Genomic DNA, 23,275 nt, shown 5'->3' on the forward strand with positions numbered 1-23,275 from the left:
TATGGAAGAATTCAGCATCATAAAAATCGTATCAATAATCGCCTCAAGCAGTTTGCTTTTCTATGGATTATATATGGTATCCAGATATGCCTTTTGGATCAATACTTTACTGCTTTCAGGGTTTCTGGTCTATTTCTTTTACCCGGAACAGCTAATTGAAAAAGTACTATATATAGGCTGTCCGTTATTATTAATCAATACGGTTTTCTATGTTTTTTGCCATTCCACTGAAAATAAAGATAAGATTGCCAAGATGTACCAGGTAAATTTTAAAACCAGGGGTAAAGATTTTAAAATTGGGAATATCAAACGCGGTGCTTCCATCATCGGTTCTGCCGGTAGTGGGAAAACGGAAAGTGTGGTCTATGGTTTTTTAAAACATTTTCAACAGTACAATTTCTGTGGGGTGATCCATGATTATAAGGATTTTGAGCTTACCGAGATGGCCTATCCGCTTTTTAGGAATTCGGATATTCCTTTTAAAATAATCTCCTTTGATAAGATCATCCACCGCGTCAATCCAATTGCTCCTCGCTATATGGAAAATGAAGAGAGCGTCAATGAAATTTCCAGAGTCCTCATTGAAAATTTATTAGAGCAAAAAGAAACAGGCACCAGCGGAACCACAAAATTCTTTAATGATGCTGCAGAAGGTTTAATAGGAGGGATGATCTGGAAATTGAAAACATCTTATCCGCAATACTGCACCTTACCCCATTTAATAGCTATCTATCAATTTCTGGACACAGAGAGTCTTATAGCTTTCCTGGACTCCAACAGGACTTCCAGGGCGATGGCAGATGCCTTTATTAGTGGTAAAGATTCGGAAAGACAAACTGCAGGAGTGAAAAGTACCCTGGCCAATGCTTTAAAACGTATCAGTACCCAAAGCATATTTATGGCACTATCAGCAGACGATGTGCCTTTAAATATTAATAATCCTGAAAATCCTGCAGTAATTTCCATTGTGAACAATCCGAAATTTGAATCTTCGTATTCTCCGGTAATAGCAGCCATAATCCATACCATTACCAAGCAAATGAGTGTACGAAATTCCAATCCTTCATTTCTATTGATGGAAGAAGCACCCACCATACGCTTATTAAATATGCACCGTATTCCGGCTACTTTAAGAAGTTATGATATTGCCACCATTTATGTGATGCAGGATAAGATCCAGAACGATATGATGTATGGCGATAAAGCAAGTAAAGCAATACTAAGCAATCTGTCTTATCAGTTCTTTGGGAAAGTAAATGACCCGGATACCGCAAAGTATTACGAACGCTTTTTTGAGATTATTAAAGATCCAACCAAGAGCGTGAGCAGCGGCCATAATCTAAATTTTGATACACGAGTCATTACCGGGGAAAATGAAATTCCTAAAATTAGGGCCGATGTATTTTTTAGATTGAAGCAGGGTGAGTTTATTACCTATGCAGATGGGAAAGACAAAAAGATACAGTTTAAATTGCAAAGGATTTTAAGAGAGCTTCCTGAAGAAATTCAGGAATTTTCTCATGCTGCTTTAGAAGCTAATTTTAATAAGATTTATGAGGAAGCGAGATCAATATTTGAAAATTAATCCACAATAATATTAGTAATTATTTTAGTTATATACCTAACTTAGGTATTTTTATCGAATAAATACTAAAATGTCAGTATCCGAATATATTAATAAACTATTAAGTGTCGAGGAATATTCCTTTTCGCTGGCTGAGCTTTTAAAGGAGACCGGTAAAGGCAGAACCGCAATTATAAGAGAACTTGACCGTTTAATTGAAAAGGGTGAAGTCATTAACCTTAGGCAGGGTTTTTATTTAATACTCACGCCAAGATACGCTAAATTTGGAAAGTTGCCTATAAGCCTTTATATACATAAACTGTTTGATTATTTAGAACGCAAATACTATCTGGGTTTTTATAGCGCAGCTAAAATATATGGTGCTAGTCATCAGCAGACACAACGTGATTATGTGATGTCCCAGACGCCTAAACTTTTGGATATTCGGAAGTCGGCCATCGATATTCGGTTTTTCACAACTTCGGTTTGGCCCAAGAATAATATCATTTCTAAAAAATCTGATGCCGGGATCTATCATATTTCGAGTCCGGCACTTACACTGGCAGATTTGATACGTTATCAAAACAAACTAGGTGGTCTCAATCGGATGCTTTCGACGATAGAAGAGTTATTGGAAGAAGTTTCTCAAGATGACCTGCAAGATCTGCTCGAATGGTTTGATCACAAAGCAACCTTGCAGCGTATAGGTTTTTTAATTTCGGAAATATACCTAAATAATAGCCTCGGAAACCTTATTTTTGAACACCTGAACAGACAAAAGTTTTATCCTATTTTATTGCAGCCCGATACTAAACAAAAGCCTGGCGCAGTGGACAATAAATGGAAAGTGGATGTTAACCTACAATTAGAAAGTGATTTATGATCCCCAAACCTTTTATAGCGCAATGGCAGGAAAATGCTCCATGGAAAGAATTTGGACAGGTTGAACAGGACTTGATTATTAGTAGGGCTCTGGTAGAAATTTTCTCTGATGATTTCCTACGTGAGAACTTGGCTTTTAGAGGAGGTACTGCTTTACATAAATTATATCTGGACCCGGCACCAAGATACTCCGAGGATATTGACCTGGTGCAAATCAAAGAAGGACCTATTAAACCTATTATGAAGCGGATAGGGGAGGTCATCACTTTTTTTGAAGAAGACAGGCGCACTCAGCTCAGAGGACACGGAGCTAAGGCTTTATATCGATTTACTTCTGAATATGAGGAAGAGCGTCGTAGGCTTAAACTGGAGATTAATTGCAAGGAACATTTTAATGTTCTTGAATGGGTTAAATTTCCATTTGAGATCAATAATTCCTGGTTTAAAGGAAAATGCGCTATTACCACCTACAGCATCAATGAACTTTTAGGAACAAAACTAAGAGCCTTGTATCAGCGAAGCAAAGGAAGGGATTTATTCGATTTGGATTATTCTCGGAGAAATATGGATCTTGATGTAGATCAAATAATCAAATGTTTTAATACTTATATGAAGTTTTCAGTAGGAAAAACACCTTCACAAAAAGAGTTTTTGCAAAATATAGAAGCCAAAGAAACTGATCCGGGTTTTACCGGGGATATGGAAGGTTTATTGAGGTCGGAAATAGCCTATGACCAGAAAGCTGCTTTTCAGTGGTTAAAAGAAAGTATCATTTCAAGAATGTGATCTACTAAAATGGACTGCGTTCTCTTAATCCGGTTTCAGTCACTTTCCATTGGTCATCTTTTTTTATCAATTTGAAAGTCTCCGGTTTTTGTTCGTGGGAAGTTGTAAATTTCACCCAGGCAGTATCGCTGTAAACTGTATCCCGCACCACTTTAAAATTAGTATCTCCGGAATATGAAGAAGTGACCATATCCTGAACCGAAACCAGAGACCGATAACGTTGGGGAGTAGTGTATTTTTCCAAAGTACTATTGTCCTTATGTATGAAGCTTTCCGCAACTAATTTAGCGGTTTCTGTGTGAGATATTTGGGCGCCTTCTGAACATGCAATTCCAGATATTAGGATAAATATATAAATCAGCTTTCTCATTTTTTTGATCAATTAGGGTTATTAATAAATCGCTTTTTTACATTTAGGTTTATATTACGTTCTCCGTTTTGTTCATTGAGTTCAATGACCAATCTTTTACCATCAGCCAAAGAAAACTTTGGAAGTACAAAGACCATTCTTTTCATTTCCTTTCCCGTAATCTTGAATGGTAGCTGATGAGTATAAACTGGTTGTTTTTCCAATTTTTGAATGGATTTCCTTTTCCCCTGTTTCTTTGTTTCCGTATAAAATTTTAGAAAATTAAGATCGTAATCCAGAGAAGAAGAATTTTCAATTTCGATAACGAAATATAATGATGACCTATCGAAAACAATATTCTCTACTCTTAAAACAATACCATCAGAACGTTTTTTTATCTTACCAATTTTCTGTGTTCTTGCGAGCAGGAAATTGCTGAACTTTTTATAGTAGACAGTTCTACTTACATTTTTATAACCTACACTGTCGTTTGGTTCAGTATTTTTTACAACAGGTTTTTCATTCCCAATACTTTTAGTCCGCGGAACAAAATAGTTTAATTTAGAAAGCTGTTCTTTATACTTTACAATATACGAATAAATTGAACCGTTCATGCTGATTATGAGTAAATTACTATCCTCTCCCGGTGTGGCCTGCAATAATCCGAAATATTGTCCTTTATCTCTGTTATAGGTGAAAATAAAATTTTCTGAACCGGTGATTCCCTGTCTAATAGGATCAGGAAAGAACAGGGCTACATTCTTTGTATCGTTTGCATAGATTGTATCCAAAATAATGGTCTTTTCAGGCAGAGATATTTCTTCCTGAGCATACAGCCTTCCATAAGTAATAACACTGATAAGGTTTAAAGCAATGAATAGATTTTTCATAATGATGAGAATTAATGCCCCCTTGGCGCTTTTAAAATAAGTTTATAAGAATTAGAAACCGTTACCTTTATATTTCGGTTATCGCGTTGAAAGACTTTTTTGATTCCACTAATCTGCGGAACACCACTAATATTAATGTCCTGGATGATATCATCGACCACTTCCCGACTAGCATCGGCTCTCAGGCTGTTTTCAATGTAGATTCCCTCACTACCGTCAAGAAGATCGTATGCTTTTAGTTTTACCGGCTGGTGGTTTATATTTTCAATCTCTATTAGAGCCCTGTTGGGCTGGAAACTTATAAAACCAAATATGGGAGTGTTTTTAGGAAAAAGCTTCCCATTGATTTCGGCATCTTCACTAAGCCGCATACGCAATCTTGAACTCTTTTTAACCACCTGTGTTCCGGCTACTTCAGCGTAGATCATATTACTTTTTTCATAGGTCTCTAAATCTGAATTTCCGGAAGGATTTGAACTAAAAAAGAGCTGGTGTTCCAAACCGATTTCCTTAGTAGAAATTACCATATTGGTATTGGGTAAAATGGAATCAATTTTTGCGCTATCTTTTTTTACGATTACTGAAGTATCCCTTCGATATGGTGTGTTTGAATATTGGATACGCCCGGAATTGTAAATACTATCTACAATTCTTTGTTTTTCTTTATCTATCAAGTCAGGATCGTAAAATCCGGCGGAGTCTATCAGGCTTTCATTATAGATGCTGGGAGCATTGGTTTCCTTTACTTCTTTCAGGGCATTAATAGCATCCAGTTTTGAGGCATACTCCTCATGCTCATTACCAATTTCAGGAACGGTAGTTTGCTTTAAATTTTCACCTTCATTATCATCATCGGACATTATCATATATGAATAAGCCACAATAAATAGTACCACCACAGCCAGTACGGAAGCAAATACGATTTTGTTTTTTTCAATTTTCATTATTGAGTTTTTTTAAGGAGTTTTCAAAATAATTAGTGATGAGGAGGCCATGGGTGTTGTTTGGATAATTGCGATCTACTATAATTAGGTTTCCTGTGGATACCAGTTCATAGGTATCTGTGATCGTACCGCGATTAATCTCAAAAATAGTAGTGGTTGTGAATTGATAGGGCTCGTTTTCTAAATCAATTTCTGATTCAGTACTCAAGACTTTTTGAACCAGGGAATATTGAATCAGCCGGTTATAGACCCCGTCAGCTTTCTTTTGACGATATAGGTTATCCACCGAACTATTGCCGAGCCATAAGGCTTTTTCTAAATTCTTCTCATAATTGCTGGCATCTATATTATAGAAGTAGGTGTGAAATAGCTCCAGATGAGCCAGGGCTTCAACCTGAAAATTCTCCTTTTGAGAAATCCATTTCAGCGGAATCACGGATCCATCGGTACTGATCGCAAAAGAGCTATTCAGAGATTTCTGATATATTTTATAGACGATCAATCCTGAAAATCCACTTGATAATAAAGCCAAAAGCACCACAGTCAATACGATAAACCGGTTAATTTTTAAGACAGAATAGATATTTCGGTATGCTGTTTTCATGATTTTTAATTTATCTGATTTACGAAGTGAAAAGTTTAAAAGTGAATGTGGTGGCGCGTCGGTATAGTTTAAATTTCAGAAAGACAATGAAACCGATAGATCCTGCCTCTACTATGATTTTAATGATATTATTATCGGTAGCGTTCCCTAATAGATTTGCCCAAAAATTCGTGTTGATTTCTGCATAGAGGTTATTTACAAAAATGTTGACCAGGAAGAATGCGGGTACCAGCATATAAACTGCGGCATAGAGCCTGAAAAAATTATACGCCATATCCCTAAATTTTTCAAATACTGCCAGGCTGATGACCAGCGGGAAAAATGCCTGCATGATCCCTAGCAAGAAATAACGTTCGGCCAAAAAGAGCGGATATATAAATAGATCCAGTACCCATAAGAACAAACCTATCACAAAGGAAATTACCTTTACGGGATACAAGGGAGTTACCAGGGCATCATAGAGCAAAGACATTGCTTTAGTGGCTGCATCCCAGGCTCCAACCTCCGTTTCCAGGTCTATATCCTGAAGTTGAAGTGGAATAAGGGCTGGTGCCGTGTCCTTATACTGGGATTCTATAGCTACCAAAATACTATCAAAAAAGCTGAGAACCTGAGTTGAAAATATAACCAAGAGTACAACCGCAAAATTCCTTGCCAGTTCCCCGGGACTAAGCCCCCAGGTATATCCATCCTTATCCGCAATTCCTTCATTGTACTTTTTAAGAATATTGACCAGAAAAAAAAGCACAGCCAGGGTTTTCATTCCTGCAATGGTGTATTGCGAAAATTCACTGTCTTTAATAACCTGAAAAACAGCATCGACATATTCTAATCCTATCCCTAAAAATATCCCCATGGCCAATTTTAATAGTCAGTTTCGCGATTATTAATTTTGTCCTGCATTTCTCTAAAGGAAATGATGTCGCGATAGCGTTTGGTTTTCAATCTTATTTCTGAGACCATTTCTTTAGATTGAAGCTCCTTTTCTTTTAGGATAGCCGCCCGTTCCGCATCGGTCATTTTCAGATAATCGCTGGATAAGATCTGCTCTATAAAGTCCAGATCTTCCAGGGAGCTTTCTATAATGGCATTGAAAGAATCGGAAATACGGGTAACCTCCTCGGGTTTGATATACGGTGAATTCAGGATCTCTTTTAAGTCGTCGCGAACTATATCAAAAAGTCGCTCATTGTTGGCCGCAATTTCACGAACCGCTTTCAGTTGCTTGACCACATTGTTTACCTTTTCCAGATTTTCTTTCTGCTGTTTGAGAAATTCAACAGTCTGAAGTAACTGTGAGGTTTGCTTTGCCGATTCGATCAGTGACTTAGCCAGACTAATAAAATTGGTGTTGTCATAAACCGGCATTCCCTGGGCCGTGGCACGGCCTGGCATTAATATGGCAAGGGCTATTGCCATTATTAAAATTTTAATCTTGTTTTTCATGATTTCCTGTTTTTTGGATTAATAAATTCTGTAATTGCTTTTTCCATGGATTTATGTTGATCATAAAGGGCCATTATGTGATCATTCTCTGAGCCGTCCGTCTGGTACGCCGCGTAAACTTCCATAGGTACCTCAAGACGGAATACATTGCTTTGCTTTCCGATCTTTATAAAAATCTCTGTGTATTTTCTGGATCCGGTAAGGTTGTTCTTGATAGATTTTAACTGGTTAAGATCATGTTTAGAAAGACTTAGACGTCGTACCAGCTCTTCATATCCTTTTTCGTTATGAAGGCTGTAAATCACCTGTGTGTTCTCCAGAATACTAGCTGATGTGGAATTGTTAGGTAGTTGATTGATGGATTGGAGGATAATACCGATAGCACCGTTCTGTTTACGGATAGCCTGGTAATAAAATTCTACGCTCTCCAGTACGTTTTCAAATTTCAGTTGCTTGGCGAATTCATCAAAAAGGATAATTCCTTTTTCCGAACGGTTTTTCCAAATGGTTCTTTGAATGGCCGACTTGATCAGCTTCAACATCACCGAAAGGATTTCCTTGTTATCCTTTACTTCATCCAGTTCAAAAACGATCAGACGTTTATCCTCAATTTTATAAGTCTGATCTTCGCTCATTTCAAACAGGAAACTATATAGACCATCGCCAACATACTCCGACATGATATGTAAGAAGTTCGTAATGTTGAAGTAGTCGGGATGGATTTTGAGTTTGCTCAACAATTCTTTTTGGTTGCTTTCTATGAATTGATAAAAGCTATCCATAGAATGATTATGAGGTGTGTTTAAATAATAGTGGCGTAAAATCTTTTTAATTGATACGGACTGAGCCTTGGTTACTTTCAGGTCAGAGGCGAATAGTTCGAATAAGAACACCGATAAATCTTCCAGTCGTTCTGGACTTAGATCATTTATATTATTGATGTAGAAAGGATTGATGCCTAAACTCTTTCCGCTTTCATAGCGAAGCACAGTATATTGTCCGGGATATAGTTTAGCGAATTTGGTGTATGATCCTCCTAGGTCAATAATGACCAGGCGAACTCCACTTTCAAAATATTGCCTCAGGATGTTGTTGGCCAAAAAGGATTTGCCTTCACCCGTTGGAGCAAAAATGGCAAAATTTCGGGCCTTGATCCGTTTCTTTTTCTCGTCCCAGACATCCTTGAGCACAGGGATATTGTGTTCCCGGTCATTAAAGATGATGCCAGTCGAATCAGACTTGTAATTTGTATTGTTAATAAACAGGCATAGTGCATGTTTTAGATCGGTTACATATAAATCTTCATTCGAAAAATTTGACGAAAAACAGTAATAACTGTTTAGTATATAATTTTTACGTTCTTCGCCCCCTGGATAGTAGGGTAGAATGTCCAGCTCTTTGAATTCGGTCTTTATTTTGGAAGCAATCCTATTTAGATTTTTAGCTTCTCGATCCCAATAGATGATGTTTAGATGACCGCGTATAATTCGAGAATTGTCGTCCGCATTGATCTGATCCAAAATATGCTGGATTTTACCAAGTACTATTTTGTTTTGAGAGCCGAAATTGGAACTCTTTTTTAATTCCTCAACTTTTTTATCCAGCAGCTTACGCCATTTATGTTTATCATCCAGGTAAATGATCTGGTTTACCATATGATTTTCATTCAGGGTGAGTCCTAAACCATCGATAAATCCCTGATGGAATACAAAATCGTCTGAAGTAAATTTTTCGTTGGTTTTGCTGCTTTGAACACTTTCGCCAAAACATAATTCGCTGTTGATGGCCAGGGTGTCAAAATAATTTTCACCAATATTTATGTTCCCTTTTTCTAATAGAATATCGGTATCAAAACCTTTATTGAAACCATTGAAATAGCAGTTAGTCAAGCGCTCTATACCTTTCCTTTCAAGCGGGAAGAGATCTATTTTACGACTGTTATTAATGAAAGAAACCGAATCGCTAACTGCACCTATAAAGCTGTGTACATTTTCATCTAATTCCCTGACAATACCCTTTGAGATATTTCTAAACGGATTGACATATTTGGAGTTATTAAGGGCTTTATTTTTGGGCAGGATAAAAAAGAGAAAACTGCGATGCTGCATAAATCCTCTTCCTTTGAAATGATCATGGGTGGCTTTTTCTAAAAAGGATTCGCGTGGTAGTTTCTCGCACGAATAGGCTGTCTTTAAATAAATATCCTGCTTATGGACAACAGTTCCTACCGGTAGTGATTTAAGTGCCTGAAACCATGCTCCGTGAATATCCTCAAAATCTTTTTCTGATAGGGAATATATCTCTGGTAAGATCACTTCATAACACAAAACTACATTACCATTGTTGGCAAAAATGATATTGTCTAGAATATCTGCAATTGGATGATGGGCCGATAGGTTAATCTTTTTCATAGTCGAATCCGGAATTTTTTTTATTACTAATGATTGTTGGGAATACTTTTGCCACATGAAATACCTGAGGATTATTTACTGACCTGATTAAGGCGATGTATAAGGCCGAATTGAAAATAAATACCCCACTAATAATCCCAAAACCAAAAGAAAAGATGATGACCAGTAATGAGGCTATTACGGAAACCATCATCATTGCGAACAGGGACAAGGGCAATCCAAAAATGATTGCCGTTTTTCTCATATTTCTATAGATCTCAAATTTTTTCATAGCGTTTAGTTCAATATTACTTCAGGGTCTTATACTACAATGGTGATCAGATAGGAAAAAATGCCTACGACAGCACCGGCAATGAGGACAAAAACCAGTACCCTGGTGATTCCTTTTTTGAGATCGGAATTTTCTCCAAAGAAATGTCCTGCGTTGAACAGGAAACCAATAAGGAAGATGACCCCAAGTATAATAGGGAAGATGCTCCTAATAGTATCAGAAACATCATTTACGGAATCTTCAATTCCCCCAATCTGTGCAAAGAGAGATGTTGAAAGCAGTGAAACAAAAGTTGCCAAATAGAATGATTTTTTCATAACGGAAAAGTTTAGATTTTTGATGTTGTTTTCGTTAAAGAAAAATTACATATATTTAGGTTCAAATAATTGAAAATCAGATAATTGTGAATAAAATATTATTTAGTTTTATTTGAATTTCATTGTTATTATTTGACATCAAATTCTATGAATTTCAATAGGTAAGTTGTTGATAACCCGAAAACTGAAAATGAAAAAAACACTCAGAAACGTCGGTTTTGTCTTTTTGCTCTTGAAAATGTGCCTCATTTTCGGGCAGGGAAAGCCGAATGAAAAAATAATAGTCATTGATCCCGGACACGGAGGAAAAGACTCTGGTGCAATCGGAATAAATAGGATTCAGGAAAAAGATGTGGTGTTGAATATTGCGAAGGAAACTTTGAGGCTTAACGAAAATCTAGATGATCCTTTCGATATTTATTTAACCCGATATAATGATACCTTGATTTCATTATCGGATAGAACTAAACTGACAAGAACCCTGCAGGCTGATCTGTTTATTTCGCTGCATTGTAATCATTCGTACAATCCAAACGCCAGAGGTATTGAAATTTATGTGGCCAATAAGCCTTCCAACCATTCTGATGATTCGACTTGGTTTGCTTTTCAGTTGCAAGATGACCTAAATAAGAAGCTGGGTTTTGAAAGTAGGGGAGTGAAGTTTGGAAATTTTCAGGTGCTGCTGGAAACAATAGGCTATTGCACCTCTGTTCTATTGGAATTGGGGTTTTTGAGTAATGGGGATGAGAGCAAGTATTACGAAAAGCAGGAGTCGATTAAGGCTTTAGCTTTAGTCATATGGGAAAGTTTAATCAATAATTAAATTGTTATGAGAGAGTTGGGGATTGAAGTCATAAAGAGCATAAAAGCTATTCTTCAAAAAATCTATAGGGATTTAACTAAGTAAGTTCGTAGGCTTTTCAAGTCAAAGTTGAGATTATCTAAAGATTCTTCGTGATCAAAAAAGAGCACAATATTCTTTTCTTTTATATTCTTAGATGACCAATAAATAATTCCTTGCACGTTTAGCTCTGTATTATATCTTAAGTATTCCGTAATAACCTGCGTTGGAAGATATTCAAGAATAGAATCTTTTACTTTTATGGGTTGGCTAATTTCTGTCATAAATGTTTTCAGGAAGAAAATGATATCCCTGAAATGATTGTTTTCAGTATCAAAAATGGACGGAATGTCGGGAAGTTTTGTTAAATCTACCAATCTCAGTTGCTCTTTGTTGTAAAAAATTGATGTGGTGTAATATGGTTTAGAACTTCGCTTTTTGCTAACAACTTCATCAATGGTCAATTTCCTATTCCGACAACAATAGAAAAGCGAAATTCCTGCGGCATTCATTCTTCCTGCTGTTCTGTTTAGAAAGTTGGGTAAAGACGCCATTTGGTCTGCATTCTGTATTTCATCTTTCCTTTTGTGCTGTCTTGTCCTGTATAGCTTTGAGCCTTCGGATAGCTCGGTTATCATATTATTTCTCAGAATCGCATATTCCACCTGATGTAAAATATCGGCAGGATTGGAAAGATTCCATTGTTTAAATATATTTGAGAAGTGAAATGCAAATCTTGCCCTATGCTTCAAAACAGACTTAAAATGATTCCATAAATCGTGAAGAAAATCTTCGTGTGAACCAAATTCGTCTTTCAAGCAATAAAGCTGGTCGGTTCCAAGTTGGTTAAAAACATCTTCCAATAATTTATCATCTTCAATTCGTAAGTCAAATGGATCATCCCACCACATTTCACTAAATGGCATAATATTACCATCATAACCATATGTTGTATCCTTGTTATAATATCTACTGTTCGCGGGGTCTTCGTAAACGAATTCTATTCCCAATGCAATAATTTCCAGAACAAACTCCAATTCTATTACAATACTTCTTCTATCACAATATGAGCATAAACCTCTTTGGCCTTCAGACTTAATATGGTTATTCAAAAATGAATCCTCAAAATGATTTCTACAAACGAAGGTGCCTACATCGAAATAATATCCTTCCTCTGGGTCACCGGGTTTGCGAAATCGTTTAGTCCAAGCCATATGGTTGAACTTTAATTATTAAAAATTTTAATCCAAAAATGATCTATGTGCAGCTCATTGTCTTCTCTTTCAGCTTTGGATTTATAATGATTGCAAAAGGGTTTGACTTCTTGAAGTTCTAGAAGCTCGTTTTTAGACCACGATGGGATTAGTTCGCTAATCCAACGATTAACGGAATTGAACCAATCTTCAAATTCGCTGTCTTCGACAAAAGCCAGCATACCGCAGTGGGGATGTCCTGCACCGTGCCTCCCTAACTTAAATCGCTCAATCCCACCATTGGGATTACCAGATGGCGTTGTGCCAACTACATATTCTTTTTCTCTTTTTAGAGTGGGTGCAGGTAATCTTTTGGCTTCCATTAAGAATTCCGGCTTATGATCTTTACCTTCCTCAATCAATGAATAGAAAACATCTGGTATGCCCTTTGTTTTATGGTATATATCTCTATATTGCACCGCAACCATCAAAGGCAAACCGGTTTTTTGAAGTTGTACAGTATTTTGTCCTATAAAAACCTGAGTAAGACTATCTTCGTTCCAATCCTGATTTTCGTGGTTTTGTACTGCGATTGTAAATGGTCTCGCTGTATTTGAAATACTCTGTAAAATTATTTGACGAAGGCTATCCTTTGATATATCTAATTCAAAAGAGGTACCGTTGTTGTCTTCGGAAAATTCATCAACCACCATCCTCAATCTCGTTTTCTTACTAAATCAAAAATTGTCTTGTCGGCATCTCTATAAGCTATATGCGAAAGCCAGTACCGCTTTTGATTTGGTTTAACTAAAAATATGGTATTATCCGAATGGTAATATCTTAAAATACGTTTTGAATTTAGTCTACTCGATATTTCAAAATTTAAAAGGGAACTTATGCTCTTTCCGTTATCTTTTCGCCAGACAATTTCTTTATCGTAATTAGATTTTTCATATTTGAAAACTACACAAATATAAGAGTCGCCATATAATTTGCAGACTTCATCGATTCTGAATGATTTTCTCTGGTCTCCTTTGATCTCATTGAGAAGTTTACAAAATTGTGAGCCATATAATTGAATCTTGCTCTTAAGGTTGTCATCATCTATTTTACTAAGAATTTCTGAATGTTCCCCGTGGCGCAAAAAGCTTTGATAGCTCGTATTTACGTCATTGATGATGTTAATGTCAATTTCACTAAAAAATTCTTTTCTGTTCTCTACGTATGGCAAAGTCATATAATCTTTTTTCAGTAATGCTGAATTTAGATTAATGAGAACTTGGCTACTCGTGCAGAATATAAAGAATAGATAAAAATCTGAATTGATTTCGAAATTATTAACAATACTTTTTAGAACTTCTACATCATCCGACAAAGATTTGACAGATATTATATTGGCTTTAAAAGAAAATGACCTATTTGTATTAAGAAAAACGGGTAAATTGTCAGTACCTAAATTTTCATAAAGAAGTACATTAGGGCTTTCAAAAAAAAATTGTTCGGGAACTTTAACAAATGAAACATCTTGGGATATTATTTCTAGCTGTTCGAAGTCAATATCCCTTGATTTCAGAGCAGAAGTTGGTAAACTTTTCAGGCTGTACATATACTCTGGACGTTTCTTGCCTTTAAGTCCAGTTCTATATCCCTCCATTGAGACACAATTATGAGAATCAAGATAAGTCTGAAACGTATTTAGAGCTCTAGACTTAGCTATCAAACTGCCAATTCTGCCACCACCTAATAGATTTATTTTCCAAATAAAGGGATTGTTTATGGCATCGCTTCTTTTGACAAAGTGAAAATCATATTCATCTACCTCAAACACGAGCCGTTCTTTTACTGCCTTGGTCCTTCTAAAAATCAAGTGTAAAATATTCTTGCCAAAGTCGGGTTTCTCATTACGCAGAAAAATTGCTGCGCTTGCAACATCAGCGCCATCCCATAGACTATTATTACGACCTAAAGGTGTAAAATCCAAGATCTGAAGTACGTTATAATTTCTGAACAGCCTTTCTTTGTACTCAATAGAACTTGAGTTATAAAGTAGGCTCGACGATTTGATGATAAGACATTGAAGACCATTAGGTTCCAAAAGAGCCAAGCATTCGGAAAGGAACTTTAAAGCTATCTGGCCCTGGGGAATATCAATGCCTTCTTCTTCCCATCTTCTTTTGTACAAATTTAGTGCGCCACGATCAAACGGTGGATTACCTATAATCCGTGAAAATTTAATCCCTTTTAATTTCTTAAAATTTGATTGCTGTTTTTTTAGATCATTATCGCCACCAGGAAGCGACAGCAAATGTTCTATGAAAAAATCTGAATGTAATATTTGATTATCAGTAAGATCACTGAATTTAAGTTCATTAATAATTTGTTTTGGCGAAAGTTCATCACAAAGTGCAAGACAAAGACTGAATGCTGCTAATTTGGTAGCTTCGAACTCTTTATCTATTCCATAAATACAATCCAAAATATCCTTTAACGTTTGAATATCTGGTTTTTTAAGATCGTTTTGCAAACGCCACCATTGTACCAATCTTTTAAAGGCTAAAACAAGGAAAATTCCAGAACCACACGCTGGATCCAGTATCTTGAATCCTTTGATATCGATGTCTTTAAATTGATGCAGTGGCATAATCTCGTCTACCAATAGCTGAGCAAGATGTGAAGGTGTGTAAAAAATTCCATCTTTCTGCTTTTTTTCCTTTTGGCTAAATAGAGCATCATCACCTCCAGCCAAGAATTCCTCATAAATACGGCTGATTAGCTCTACAGGAATATAACTGAATTCGTAGTATCTAATCAACTCTAGAATTTCATTATGACTATCTTCTGGTGTTTTATAAGCCTTCAATGCTTCTACAAGCCCAGATAAATCTAAGGATGGAATTAATTCTTTTTCTTGAGGTTTCCAATCAAATAGATTTCCATTCAAATCGTGTTGCAAATCATCGAGAAGTGCGACGAAACTACCTCTAGATAGTACATCAACAAACTCTTTGCAGTTCCCATATTTTCGAAAATATTTTTGGTTAAAAGAACTGTTGCCGTCTGAGTCTTTTCTTTCTTCTAAGTATTTAATCATTATTGCCTGAATAATGATTTTTTTGATTACCCGCTCATCCGCATCGGAATTTGAGAATCCGATTTGTCTTGCAATTTCTCTAATCCAACGAATCAATATGTCGTAGGACGACGCATTGAATTTGAATTTCTTTTTAACATCTTGTTCTTCCCAGAAAGTGCCTGTCTTTATTTTAATTGCAAAATTTTGGTTATAAAGTTCGTGAGCAGTAGCTAGATGCTCTAAGGTTGCTAGATAAACTGGTTTGTTGTCGTCTTTTATGTGTTGCGTACAATCTAATATTTTGATTTCAGTTTTATAAAAGACGCAAACTATTGGAACAGCACCATTACTCCATACCATTTTTTGAATTTCACTGAGTCTATTTTCAGAACTTTCTAAATGGGTGTGATCATAAATGTAAATCTGTGCCTTTGGCCGATTAATTTCATTCCGAAAAAAAACTGCTGTAGCTTCAAATTTTTGTGCTTTTTCAAGCTGCAACTTCATAGATAAGTCAGAAGTATTCTTATAGTCTTTTGTTAGGAAAAGGCAGTCATCGCTTTCTTGATATAAACCAAGAGAGCCTAGTCCGTCCTTAAAAGCTTGAGATAGTTGCAAAAATGTTAAATTTTTTGTACAAAGATAAAATTTACAGCTACAATTTTGATATTTTACTGGTCCTATTTCAATTAAAATACAACCTTTACGGCCATTTCCGTTTTTGATAGTGACTTAGTGGAGTTACTTCCTCTTATCCCTATCCTTCTCATCGAAAGCAATCAAATTAAACAATTCCCGCATCCTGCTGCGTACTCTATTTCCATAGCGTTCTTCCAACTCCTCTGCATTTAAATTAGTAGTAGCATGGGTTTTTAGATTAGTTTCAAGAAAAAGATCATAACGAGAGAGCAGGATTTCCCCTATTACATTGCAGTCTTTACCATAATGGCGTCCCATAGGTTCTACACCAATATCATCGAAACAGAAGAAACTACTTTCTCCATAATCTTCTATGGTTTTATATCCTATATGATTGAAGGCAAAAACAATATTGCGACAGGGCATTAATACATATTTTCGTTGGTGTGGCACTAAAAAATGTAAGAGTTTCATAAGACTTGTTTTACCACATCCCACGGGACCGGTAAGTAAGAGTCCCTTATCTATGTCAATATCAAATTTTTTGCAATTTTCTTTGTCTCTGATAAAATAAGAACACAGCTTTAATAAGATTTCCCTATCCTTTTTATAAATTTTGAACTTATCTCCAAAGAGGAGTTTGCCTTTGGCTTCTAAATATACCAGGATTTTAGGAAAATCATACTGCACGGATTTGCCATCAAACCTGCCTAAAGAATATTCTTTTCCACCTTCGATTATTTTAGAGGGGTTGTGCATAATCCTTGGTTTTAGTGGTTTTGAGGTTGTCCTGATTATGGAATGCTTCCTTTTTGATTTCTTTGTTTTCTTCGTTGAATAATTCGGTTCTATCCATCCAGTGGATCGCTAGGGCTTGCCAGTCCCTTACTTCGTTTCCATCACTTGTTTTCCAATTATTGGAGTGGTAATGATCAAAGAATTTTTTTCCTTCATCAGCATTAAATCCTTTTTCTTCAAAAAAAATTAAAACGGCCTGCCTGCCCTTTGGCTGTTTATGAATGTTTATTTGTTTAGTATTGTTTATATAAGGTACCAATGCCTGTCCACTGGCGGGACGGTGCGGGTCCACAGCTTGTCCATTGACGGGATGGTGCTGGTACACAACTGGTTTATCTTTGGGACAGTACTGTTCCGCAAGCTGTTCCAATATGGGATCGTAGTCTCCCGTAACCGGTTCATCAGTTGTCCCGATAATGGACATCTTAATTTTACTTCCCTTGTAAGGATTGTTGGATGGAAAATACGAGAGATAGTTCCAAGAGTCAAGATCTGTTATACAGCGATGATAGGTAGATTTTGAACCTATCTTGGCTACACGCATCAGTTCCCTACGGTTGACAAAAAATATATCTGCAAACCGATTACTATTCCATTCCTGAAATAGAGCCATATATAAACTAATATGCGTTGGGTTTAGGCGCTCGTCGAAAAAGAATTTTTCAAAAGCCGCGTTGAGTTGCTTAATATAATTCATCCTTTATAGATCAAAATTGTGTTTAACTCTGTTTTCATCCATGACCCGGTGGATCTCCTGGACATCATAGTAAATAATCCCACCTACCTTGGTATAGGGCAGGGTACCATTTATTCGAAGATTTTGTAAAGTACCCGGACTGATTTGAAGCAGGTCCATAACTTCGGAAGATTTCAGATAGCGCTTGAGTGTCCCGGAGGATTGTTTGGAGAGTATACTTTTTAATTCTTCGAGCAATTCCATTTTGAATTCTCGAAGATCGTCTGTGGTAATAATACTTGTTGGCATAATAGAACATTTTTAATAGAAAGGGACTACCAAATGGTTTAAGCTTTTTAATTGATAGCCCCTATCATGGTTTGACTTTCGTTCTACTAAATTGGTACTGTTTGATGGATATTTTTCCCTATGGGTTTCGTAGTTACGAGAAAATTTAACATTTAATATCTATTGCTGTATTTTGGTCTTTTTTGGGGAAGTATTGCTTAGAATTATAAACCAAACTAAAAGAAAATTGATTTTGTACGGCAATTCTTCGAATTTTCGTAGTAACTCGTAACTACGAAAAGTTCATTATTCATCATCCTGGTTCATCTTAGCTTCCAAGCGCAGAATAAGATTATGAAGATATTTTGCTCTGGTGCCTTTGCGAGATTTAATTTCAGAATAGGTTTTGTAGATATTCTCCAGTTTGATATTGAAGAAATCCTCAAAAGAAGAAGTGATTGTGCTGATATCTACAGTACCATGGTTAAGATCTCCATTGGCGTATAAGGCATAGATAAGTTCTACCAGTGAAGTTTTTGAACCTGACCACAGCATGACCTTATGTTTTTTATCCATCAAACCACTTTGTTTTCCCGGTCGTAGAGTTTCCATTGCTTCTCTAATGAAATGGATGAGCCGATACATAGCCTGGATCTTTGCCCATAGCATATCATGAGAGCTTGAAAATTCCGGATACTGGTAGTAATTGATCATGGGAGTGAAAGGATAGTTCTTACGATGGTTCCTGGTAAAAAGCTGGTGATCCAGGTATTCATGCCCTTGTTCCATATATTGAACAAAATCATTGTTCTTATAAAAGAACTTATTGATCTTACGTAGTTCCTTTTCAAAAAATCTAAACTGAAAGTTTTTGCCTGCTTTAGGCTTTCGGGTCTCACAGGATCGCACCTCTGAGAAATAGATGAGATAACTCATGGGGCAGGGTTTGATTTTTTTAAAGAATTCGATCTCTTCCGGGGTATTTTCAAAATCCTCTTTTTCTACTATTTCTTTTAATTTAGAGAGGGTGTGATTTGAAATATCAATCCCTTTATCCGCTTTTTTTAAGGGATGAGGAATTGGAACCACCGTAGTATTTAAACTATTGTGAAACTCATGTATTACGTCATCAAACATCTTATTATTACCTTGAATCATTAAAAAATAGTGTGGTAACGGGATCTTCAAATCGTTTGGTTTTATAAAGACTAGGTAAGGACCGCGATTACAATATCAATTATGAAATTTCATTTCTCATCATATCCAATTGTTCTAACAGAAAATTATCGGAAGTTTGAATAAATGTCTGTTTTTCAATTATGGTTGCACCAAATTTTCGTTTTTCAAAGGAGGCGCTGAAACCTAAATCTATATTCTGAAAGTTTAAGTTCTTAGCCCTTTTTATGGTCTGATGTAATAATTGACGATAGACCTGATACTCCCTGGCATAGTCATAATCCATTCCGATTAAATTGGGGACGTATATACCTTCTTTATTTTTGTAACAGAACATTACACCGGCTATCTGCTTTTCCTTCTTAAGCTTTAATTCGATGAACTCCCAGCTTGAATCGGATGCCATATTTTGAAATACTTTCTTCGGATAGGTAAAGGTGTTTAATCCGAAATTTTTTGATTTCACATTTTTATAGAGTTCATGATAGATGTCAACTTTTTCAGGAGTAGGGGAATTTAAAATTGATATATGGAACTTATCCTCAAACGGCAGCACCTCTTTTCTGAAATGTTTTCGAGACCTGGAGCTTAATGTTTCAATAAATTCTTCTTCATTGTTCCAATCCAAATTATTAATTACACAGGAATCTGGCATGGATACGGGAATATAACCCTCCTTTTGGAACAGTTCTGCTAAGGCTGTAGATTTTGAAAAATCACGCAGTACGGACATTCCGGTTCCCAGTTTTTCTCCCAGTGTCTCGATCCTTAATAAGAGTTCTTTGATAGCTTCCTCAGATTGTGAATGCTTGTGGTCTACATACAAATGACTGCCTTCGGTAAAGAGACATCCCATAGACAGTACTTTAGTGGTCATCGCATAGGGATTGGATTTCCTATCTTGCTCTATGGCTTTAGATACCGATTCAGGGGCAAGCATATCATTCTTCCATAAGCCACTTGTTAAAAATGTAGCTAAAACTGGATCATCCTTCTGATCTTTAATTATGAAATAATGGAACTTCCAGTTATGCTCTTTCTGTTCATTATTGGAAAAACATTTTTCCAGAAATTGAAGACCATTTTTATTAAGCATATTTTGACTTCCAAGAAGTTTATTCCATAAATCTGTATCTATGTTCTCAATACTTTCGGCATAAGTCACTGATATATTTGAATCTGATTTTTCTTTTATTGTAGTAGGCTTCACGTTTATATTAAAAGCTTTGCCAACCCTTTCCAAAGTGTTATTCGTTGCTTTCAATGCTTTTTCATAATGAAACTCCATGGCATCCACCAGGGCTTTTATATCTTCTAATTCATTGTGGCAGGAAATTGTAATTCTTACTCCAGTATTTTTCACAGGAACCGCTGGAAATAATCCCAGATTTACAAAGAATCCATCATCCAGCATTCGTTTTACAAAATTATAGCCGGTGGCGGGTAAGCCCGTACCAATATAAAAAACCGGGGAGTCGTTCTTTGAAATTAAGGGTAGGTTGGTTTTTGCAAGAAGATCATTAAAATAATTTATCCGGAGCTGTAGTGCCTTTTGTAGTGAATAAATCTCCGAAGAAAGATGAATGTCTGCCGAAGCACTTGCCGCAGCAACAGCGCTGGGTTCAAGTTGGGCAGAGAAGGTGAGGGGGCCACCAAAATTTTTAATTTTTCTAAAGAGTTTTCGATCTGGACAGACCAGTACCGCTCCTGAGGCTCCAAAGGTTTTGCTTAAAGTGCCAAATAGTAAAATATTTTCCGGTAGTCCTTTTAGGACTTCCATTACATAGCCACTACCGTTATGACCCTTCCAGCTCATTCCATGCACATCATCAAAATACAAGTGCAGCTGAGGATATTTTTCACAAAGGGAGATAAGATCTTCTATGGGGGCATAATCACCATACATGGAATAAACCCCATCTGCCATATACCATATTTTTTTAACCTTCCCGGATAATCTCTTTATTCGGTCTTCCAGCATGTCCATGGAATTATGGCGAATTAGGCTTACAGGTATACCTCTAATTTTAAGGAATTGGGCCGCGTTTTGAACACTCCAGTGCACCTGGTGATCTAAGATTACCGCATCCTCATCCCTTACCGCAGTTGGTATAACCGCGATATGACCTAGCGTACTGTTCTTGGTTATAAGAATTGGATTGTTGTAGATGGCTTCTATTTTTTCTTCTAACCTCGCATACAATGGATGAGAGATATAAGTCTTTGAAAGTGGAAACTGAGTACCATATTTTTGAATGGCATCTATAGCAGCCTTTTTAAGGCGCTGATCCTGTTCAAGACCCAGGTAGCCAGTCGTTCCAAAATGAAAGGATTCTATTCCATTAACTTTTATTTTGCGTCCATTTAAGCCCGGACCTTCAGCATGCAAGTGTAAGACTCCTGCATTTGTTGCATTGGTGATTACTTCATCTACGGTATCAAGAAAATTGTTGTGTTTTATTTTAGCCATAACTATAGATTTGAAAATTCTGATATTAAACTATGACAAAAATTTATTATAAATCTAACCGTTATTGGTAAAAGTCTTTTCAGAACAGTCATACGTCTTTTCATCCAAATGCCGGTAAATACTATGGAAATAACTTTAACGAATAGTATATGAAACCTTTTGAGGTGTTCTGATATGCTTTTAAATAATTTTATTGTATATATTAGTGATATCCAAAACTTTAGCGGAATGGTGGTGGATGGTACTTATGCGAAAATGTGGATCTCCGAGGGGATTTTGTTCTTTGTCTATAAAGAGATTTATGAGATCAATAGGAGTATGGCCAGAGAAATTGTCAGTCAACGTTTGCAGCTCCAAAATGAAAATTCATATCCGATATTTTGTGATTTAAGAGCAATTACCAATGCACAAAAGCAAGCCAGAGATTATCTGGCGATCGAAGGCGCATATATGACAACAGCCCTCGCTTTGCTGGTAGAAGATGAGCATGCCATGGCCATTACTCAATTATATATAAAAACAAGTAGCCCGGCTTATCCTACCCGGGTATTTATTGATAAGAGGAAGGCACTTTTGTTCTTGCAAGAATATAAATAGTAACATTGATTTAAGAGTTATGAAGAAAGAAATTAGCAACGAGGAAAAAATGAGATTTAATTCTCTGTATCAACAAATCATCGAAATTGCCTGCGGAAATTTTATGTTTCGCCAGGAACCATCCGGTCGCAGGGATCCAATTGATACAATTGCTGTTCTATTGAATATGATGTCAGAGGAAATCTATAATTTTTGTTTCGAAGCACAGAAACAGGAAGAGCAACCGGAAATTCAATTCTACATATTTTTAGACAAAAATTTTCATATTACCTCATATTCTTCAGATACTTCTGAAATTTTAAAATGGAAACAGGACAAATTTGACTGCCCGGTTTCTGAAATTGTTTCAAAAAATTCGATTAAAACTTTGTTGGAAGAACTTGATTCAGACAGAGAAAGAGTTTATCAGCATTTTATACCTATTGACTTTAAAACAGAAAATAACAGCTTTTATAGATCTCCCTGCACTATCCAAAGGATGGTGGGGGTAGACTCGACCTGCGCTTATGCAATTACAGCTTTTCGTTTTTCAAATGGAAATGAATCGGAGAAGAAAATAACTCATATAGATGAATCTTTAAACCCAGAAAAAAAGGAAAGTGCAGCGACAAAAATTCTTTTAAAAAAAGTACGCCTGTATGTCCTCAGAAATCTTCATACAGATCTACCATCCCTTAGAGAATTAGGCCTTATTCATCGCACCAATAAAACGAAACTCAAAGAAGGGTTTAAAAAAATCTATGGGACTACCATTCACCGGTTCCATATGAAAAAAAGACTCGAAAAAGGAGCTCTTTTAATTCGCAATACAGAACTACCCATTTCGATAATTACCCAAAAATGTGGTTTTAAAGATCACTCTCATTTCTCTAAGAATTTTCGTGTTCAATTCGGAAAGTCCCCTTCTCAGTATCGAAGGGAAAATCATAGGTCAATTTCATAATAGAATAGTTTTACGGCTTTAGCAACCATTTTATTTGAAGGTATTTGATGAACTTTACTATTGTAAAATGGCAGAGTTGTAGAACTTGAAATACCAAGGTTTTTTTACTGCTTTTAC

The 23,275-nt window shown here is 36.2% G+C and carries 23 protein-coding genes; 6 read left to right on the forward strand and 17 right to left on the reverse strand.

The annotated features are described in order from the left end of the window. Position 1: 1 nt before the first annotated feature. The 3 genes from GFO_RS06320 (at position 2) to GFO_RS06330 (ending at position 3,232) form a co-directional block, all read left to right on the forward strand. Positions 2-1,585, forward strand: a complete 1,584-nt coding sequence (locus GFO_RS06320) for a type IV secretory system conjugative DNA transfer family protein (RefSeq protein ID WP_011709243.1) — start codon at positions 2-4, stop codon at positions 1,583-1,585. 70 nt (positions 1,586-1,655) lie between these two features. Then, entirely contained in the window at positions 1,656-2,447 is a 792-nt protein-coding gene (locus GFO_RS06325; RefSeq protein WP_011709244.1) for a type IV toxin-antitoxin system AbiEi family antitoxin domain-containing protein, read from the forward strand. Next, positions 2,444-3,232: a nucleotidyl transferase AbiEii/AbiGii toxin family protein gene (locus GFO_RS06330; protein WP_011709245.1), complete on the forward strand. Its 789-nt coding sequence runs from the start codon at positions 2,444-2,446 to the stop codon at positions 3,230-3,232. Before GFO_RS06325 ends, GFO_RS06330 begins: the two co-directional genes overlap by 4 nt. Positions 3,233-3,236: 4 nt before the next feature. Here the strand turns inward: GFO_RS06330 and GFO_RS06335 are convergent, their stop codons facing one another. Genes GFO_RS06335 through GFO_RS06375 form a run of 9 tightly spaced genes read right to left on the reverse strand, consistent with a single transcriptional unit; the run spans position 3,237 to position 10,464 of the window. After that, positions 3,237-3,602: a hypothetical protein gene (locus GFO_RS06335; RefSeq protein WP_041250039.1), complete on the reverse strand. Its 366-nt coding sequence runs from the start codon at positions 3,600-3,602 to the stop codon at positions 3,237-3,239. Between the two features lie 8 nt (positions 3,603-3,610). Further along, the gene (locus GFO_RS06340; protein ID WP_011709247.1) at positions 3,611-4,471 is read right to left on the reverse strand and encodes a DUF4138 domain-containing protein; all 861 of its coding nucleotides are present in this window, start codon (positions 4,469-4,471) and stop codon (positions 3,611-3,613) included. 11 nt (positions 4,472-4,482) lie between these two features. After that, a complete protein-coding gene (traM, locus tag GFO_RS06345) occupies positions 4,483-5,415 on the reverse strand; it encodes a conjugative transposon protein TraM (protein WP_011709248.1) in 933 nt (310 codons plus the stop codon). After that, positions 5,405-6,019 carry a conjugal transfer protein TraK gene (locus tag GFO_RS06350; RefSeq protein ID WP_011709249.1) on the reverse strand — a complete coding sequence of 205 codons (615 nt, stop codon included), beginning with the start codon at positions 6,017-6,019 and terminating at the stop codon, positions 5,405-5,407. Before GFO_RS06350 ends, traM begins: the two co-directional genes overlap by 11 nt. 19 nt (positions 6,020-6,038) lie before the next feature. After that, positions 6,039-6,875 (reverse strand): hypothetical protein, encoded by an 837-nt coding sequence (locus GFO_RS06355; protein WP_011709250.1) that lies wholly within the window; start codon positions 6,873-6,875, stop codon positions 6,039-6,041. 8 nt (positions 6,876-6,883) lie between these two features. Then, positions 6,884-7,465 (reverse strand): TrbJ/VirB5 family protein, encoded by a 582-nt coding sequence (locus tag GFO_RS06360; RefSeq protein ID WP_011709251.1) that lies wholly within the window; start codon positions 7,463-7,465, stop codon positions 6,884-6,886. Continuing rightward, positions 7,462-9,876, reverse strand: a complete 2,415-nt coding sequence (locus tag GFO_RS06365; RefSeq protein ID WP_011709252.1) for a TraG family conjugative transposon ATPase — start codon at positions 9,874-9,876, stop codon at positions 7,462-7,464. Before GFO_RS06365 ends, GFO_RS06360 begins: the two co-directional genes overlap by 4 nt. Further along, positions 9,863-10,147 (reverse strand): hypothetical protein, encoded by a 285-nt coding sequence (locus GFO_RS06370; protein ID WP_011709253.1) that lies wholly within the window; start codon positions 10,145-10,147, stop codon positions 9,863-9,865. The genes GFO_RS06365 and GFO_RS06370 overlap by 14 nt, the downstream gene beginning before the upstream one ends. A gap of 29 nt (positions 10,148-10,176) precedes the next feature. Further along, entirely contained in the window at positions 10,177-10,464 is a 288-nt protein-coding gene (locus GFO_RS06375) for a hypothetical protein (protein WP_011709254.1), read from the reverse strand. Between the two features lie 190 nt (positions 10,465-10,654). Here GFO_RS06375 and GFO_RS06380 point away from each other — a divergent pair, with 190 nt between their 5' ends. Beyond that, the gene (locus GFO_RS06380; protein WP_011709255.1) at positions 10,655-11,287 is read left to right on the forward strand and encodes an N-acetylmuramoyl-L-alanine amidase family protein; all 633 of its coding nucleotides are present in this window, start codon (positions 10,655-10,657) and stop codon (positions 11,285-11,287) included. 62 nt (positions 11,288-11,349) lie between these two features. Here GFO_RS06380 and GFO_RS06385 read toward each other — a convergent pair whose 3' ends face one another. The 8 genes from GFO_RS06385 to GFO_RS06420 all read right to left on the reverse strand — a co-directional run bounded on the left by GFO_RS06385 (position 11,350) and on the right by GFO_RS06420 (position 21,618). Next, positions 11,350-12,519 (reverse strand): HEPN-associated N-terminal domain-containing protein, encoded by a 1,170-nt coding sequence (locus GFO_RS06385; protein ID WP_011709256.1) that lies wholly within the window; start codon positions 12,517-12,519, stop codon positions 11,350-11,352. Between the two features lie 11 nt (positions 12,520-12,530). Next, complete coding sequence (locus GFO_RS06390; protein ID WP_011709257.1) at positions 12,531-13,211, reverse strand: hypothetical protein; 681 nt, start codon at positions 13,209-13,211, stop codon at positions 12,531-12,533. A gap of 2 nt (positions 13,212-13,213) precedes the next feature. Further along, positions 13,214-16,189 carry an HsdM family class I SAM-dependent methyltransferase gene (locus tag GFO_RS06395; RefSeq protein ID WP_011709258.1) on the reverse strand — a complete coding sequence of 992 codons (2,976 nt, stop codon included), beginning with the start codon at positions 16,187-16,189 and terminating at the stop codon, positions 13,214-13,216. A gap of 123 nt (positions 16,190-16,312) precedes the next feature. Then, the gene (locus tag GFO_RS06400; protein ID WP_011709259.1) at positions 16,313-16,969 is read right to left on the reverse strand and encodes a P-loop NTPase family protein; all 657 of its coding nucleotides are present in this window, start codon (positions 16,967-16,969) and stop codon (positions 16,313-16,315) included. Continuing rightward, a complete protein-coding gene (locus GFO_RS06405; protein WP_011709260.1) occupies positions 16,953-17,705 on the reverse strand; it encodes a hypothetical protein in 753 nt (250 codons plus the stop codon). The genes GFO_RS06400 and GFO_RS06405 overlap by 17 nt, the downstream gene beginning before the upstream one ends. Positions 17,706-17,708: 3 nt before the next feature. Next, a complete protein-coding gene (locus GFO_RS06410) occupies positions 17,709-17,993 on the reverse strand; it encodes a helix-turn-helix domain-containing protein (RefSeq protein WP_011709261.1) in 285 nt (94 codons plus the stop codon). A gap of 285 nt (positions 17,994-18,278) precedes the next feature. After that, positions 18,279-19,160, reverse strand: coding sequence for an RteC domain-containing protein (locus tag GFO_RS06415; RefSeq protein WP_011709262.1), 882 nt, complete (start codon positions 19,158-19,160; stop codon positions 18,279-18,281). 49 nt (positions 19,161-19,209) lie between these two features. Continuing rightward, positions 19,210-21,618: an aminotransferase class I/II-fold pyridoxal phosphate-dependent enzyme gene (locus GFO_RS06420; RefSeq protein ID WP_011709263.1), complete on the reverse strand. Its 2,409-nt coding sequence runs from the start codon at positions 21,616-21,618 to the stop codon at positions 19,210-19,212. Between the two features lie 174 nt (positions 21,619-21,792). Between GFO_RS06420 and GFO_RS06425 the strand changes: the two genes are divergently transcribed. Continuing rightward, a complete protein-coding gene (locus GFO_RS06425; protein ID WP_011709264.1) occupies positions 21,793-22,215 on the forward strand; it encodes a DUF7793 family protein in 423 nt (140 codons plus the stop codon). 19 nt (positions 22,216-22,234) lie between these two features. After that, the gene (locus GFO_RS06430; RefSeq protein WP_011709265.1) at positions 22,235-23,158 is read left to right on the forward strand and encodes a helix-turn-helix domain-containing protein; all 924 of its coding nucleotides are present in this window, start codon (positions 22,235-22,237) and stop codon (positions 23,156-23,158) included. Positions 23,159-23,275: the final 117 nt, after the last annotated feature.

It is taken from the genome of Christiangramia forsetii KT0803 (genome assembly GCF_000060345.1).
Lineage (GTDB): Bacteria > Bacteroidota > Bacteroidia > Flavobacteriales > Flavobacteriaceae > Christiangramia > Christiangramia forsetii.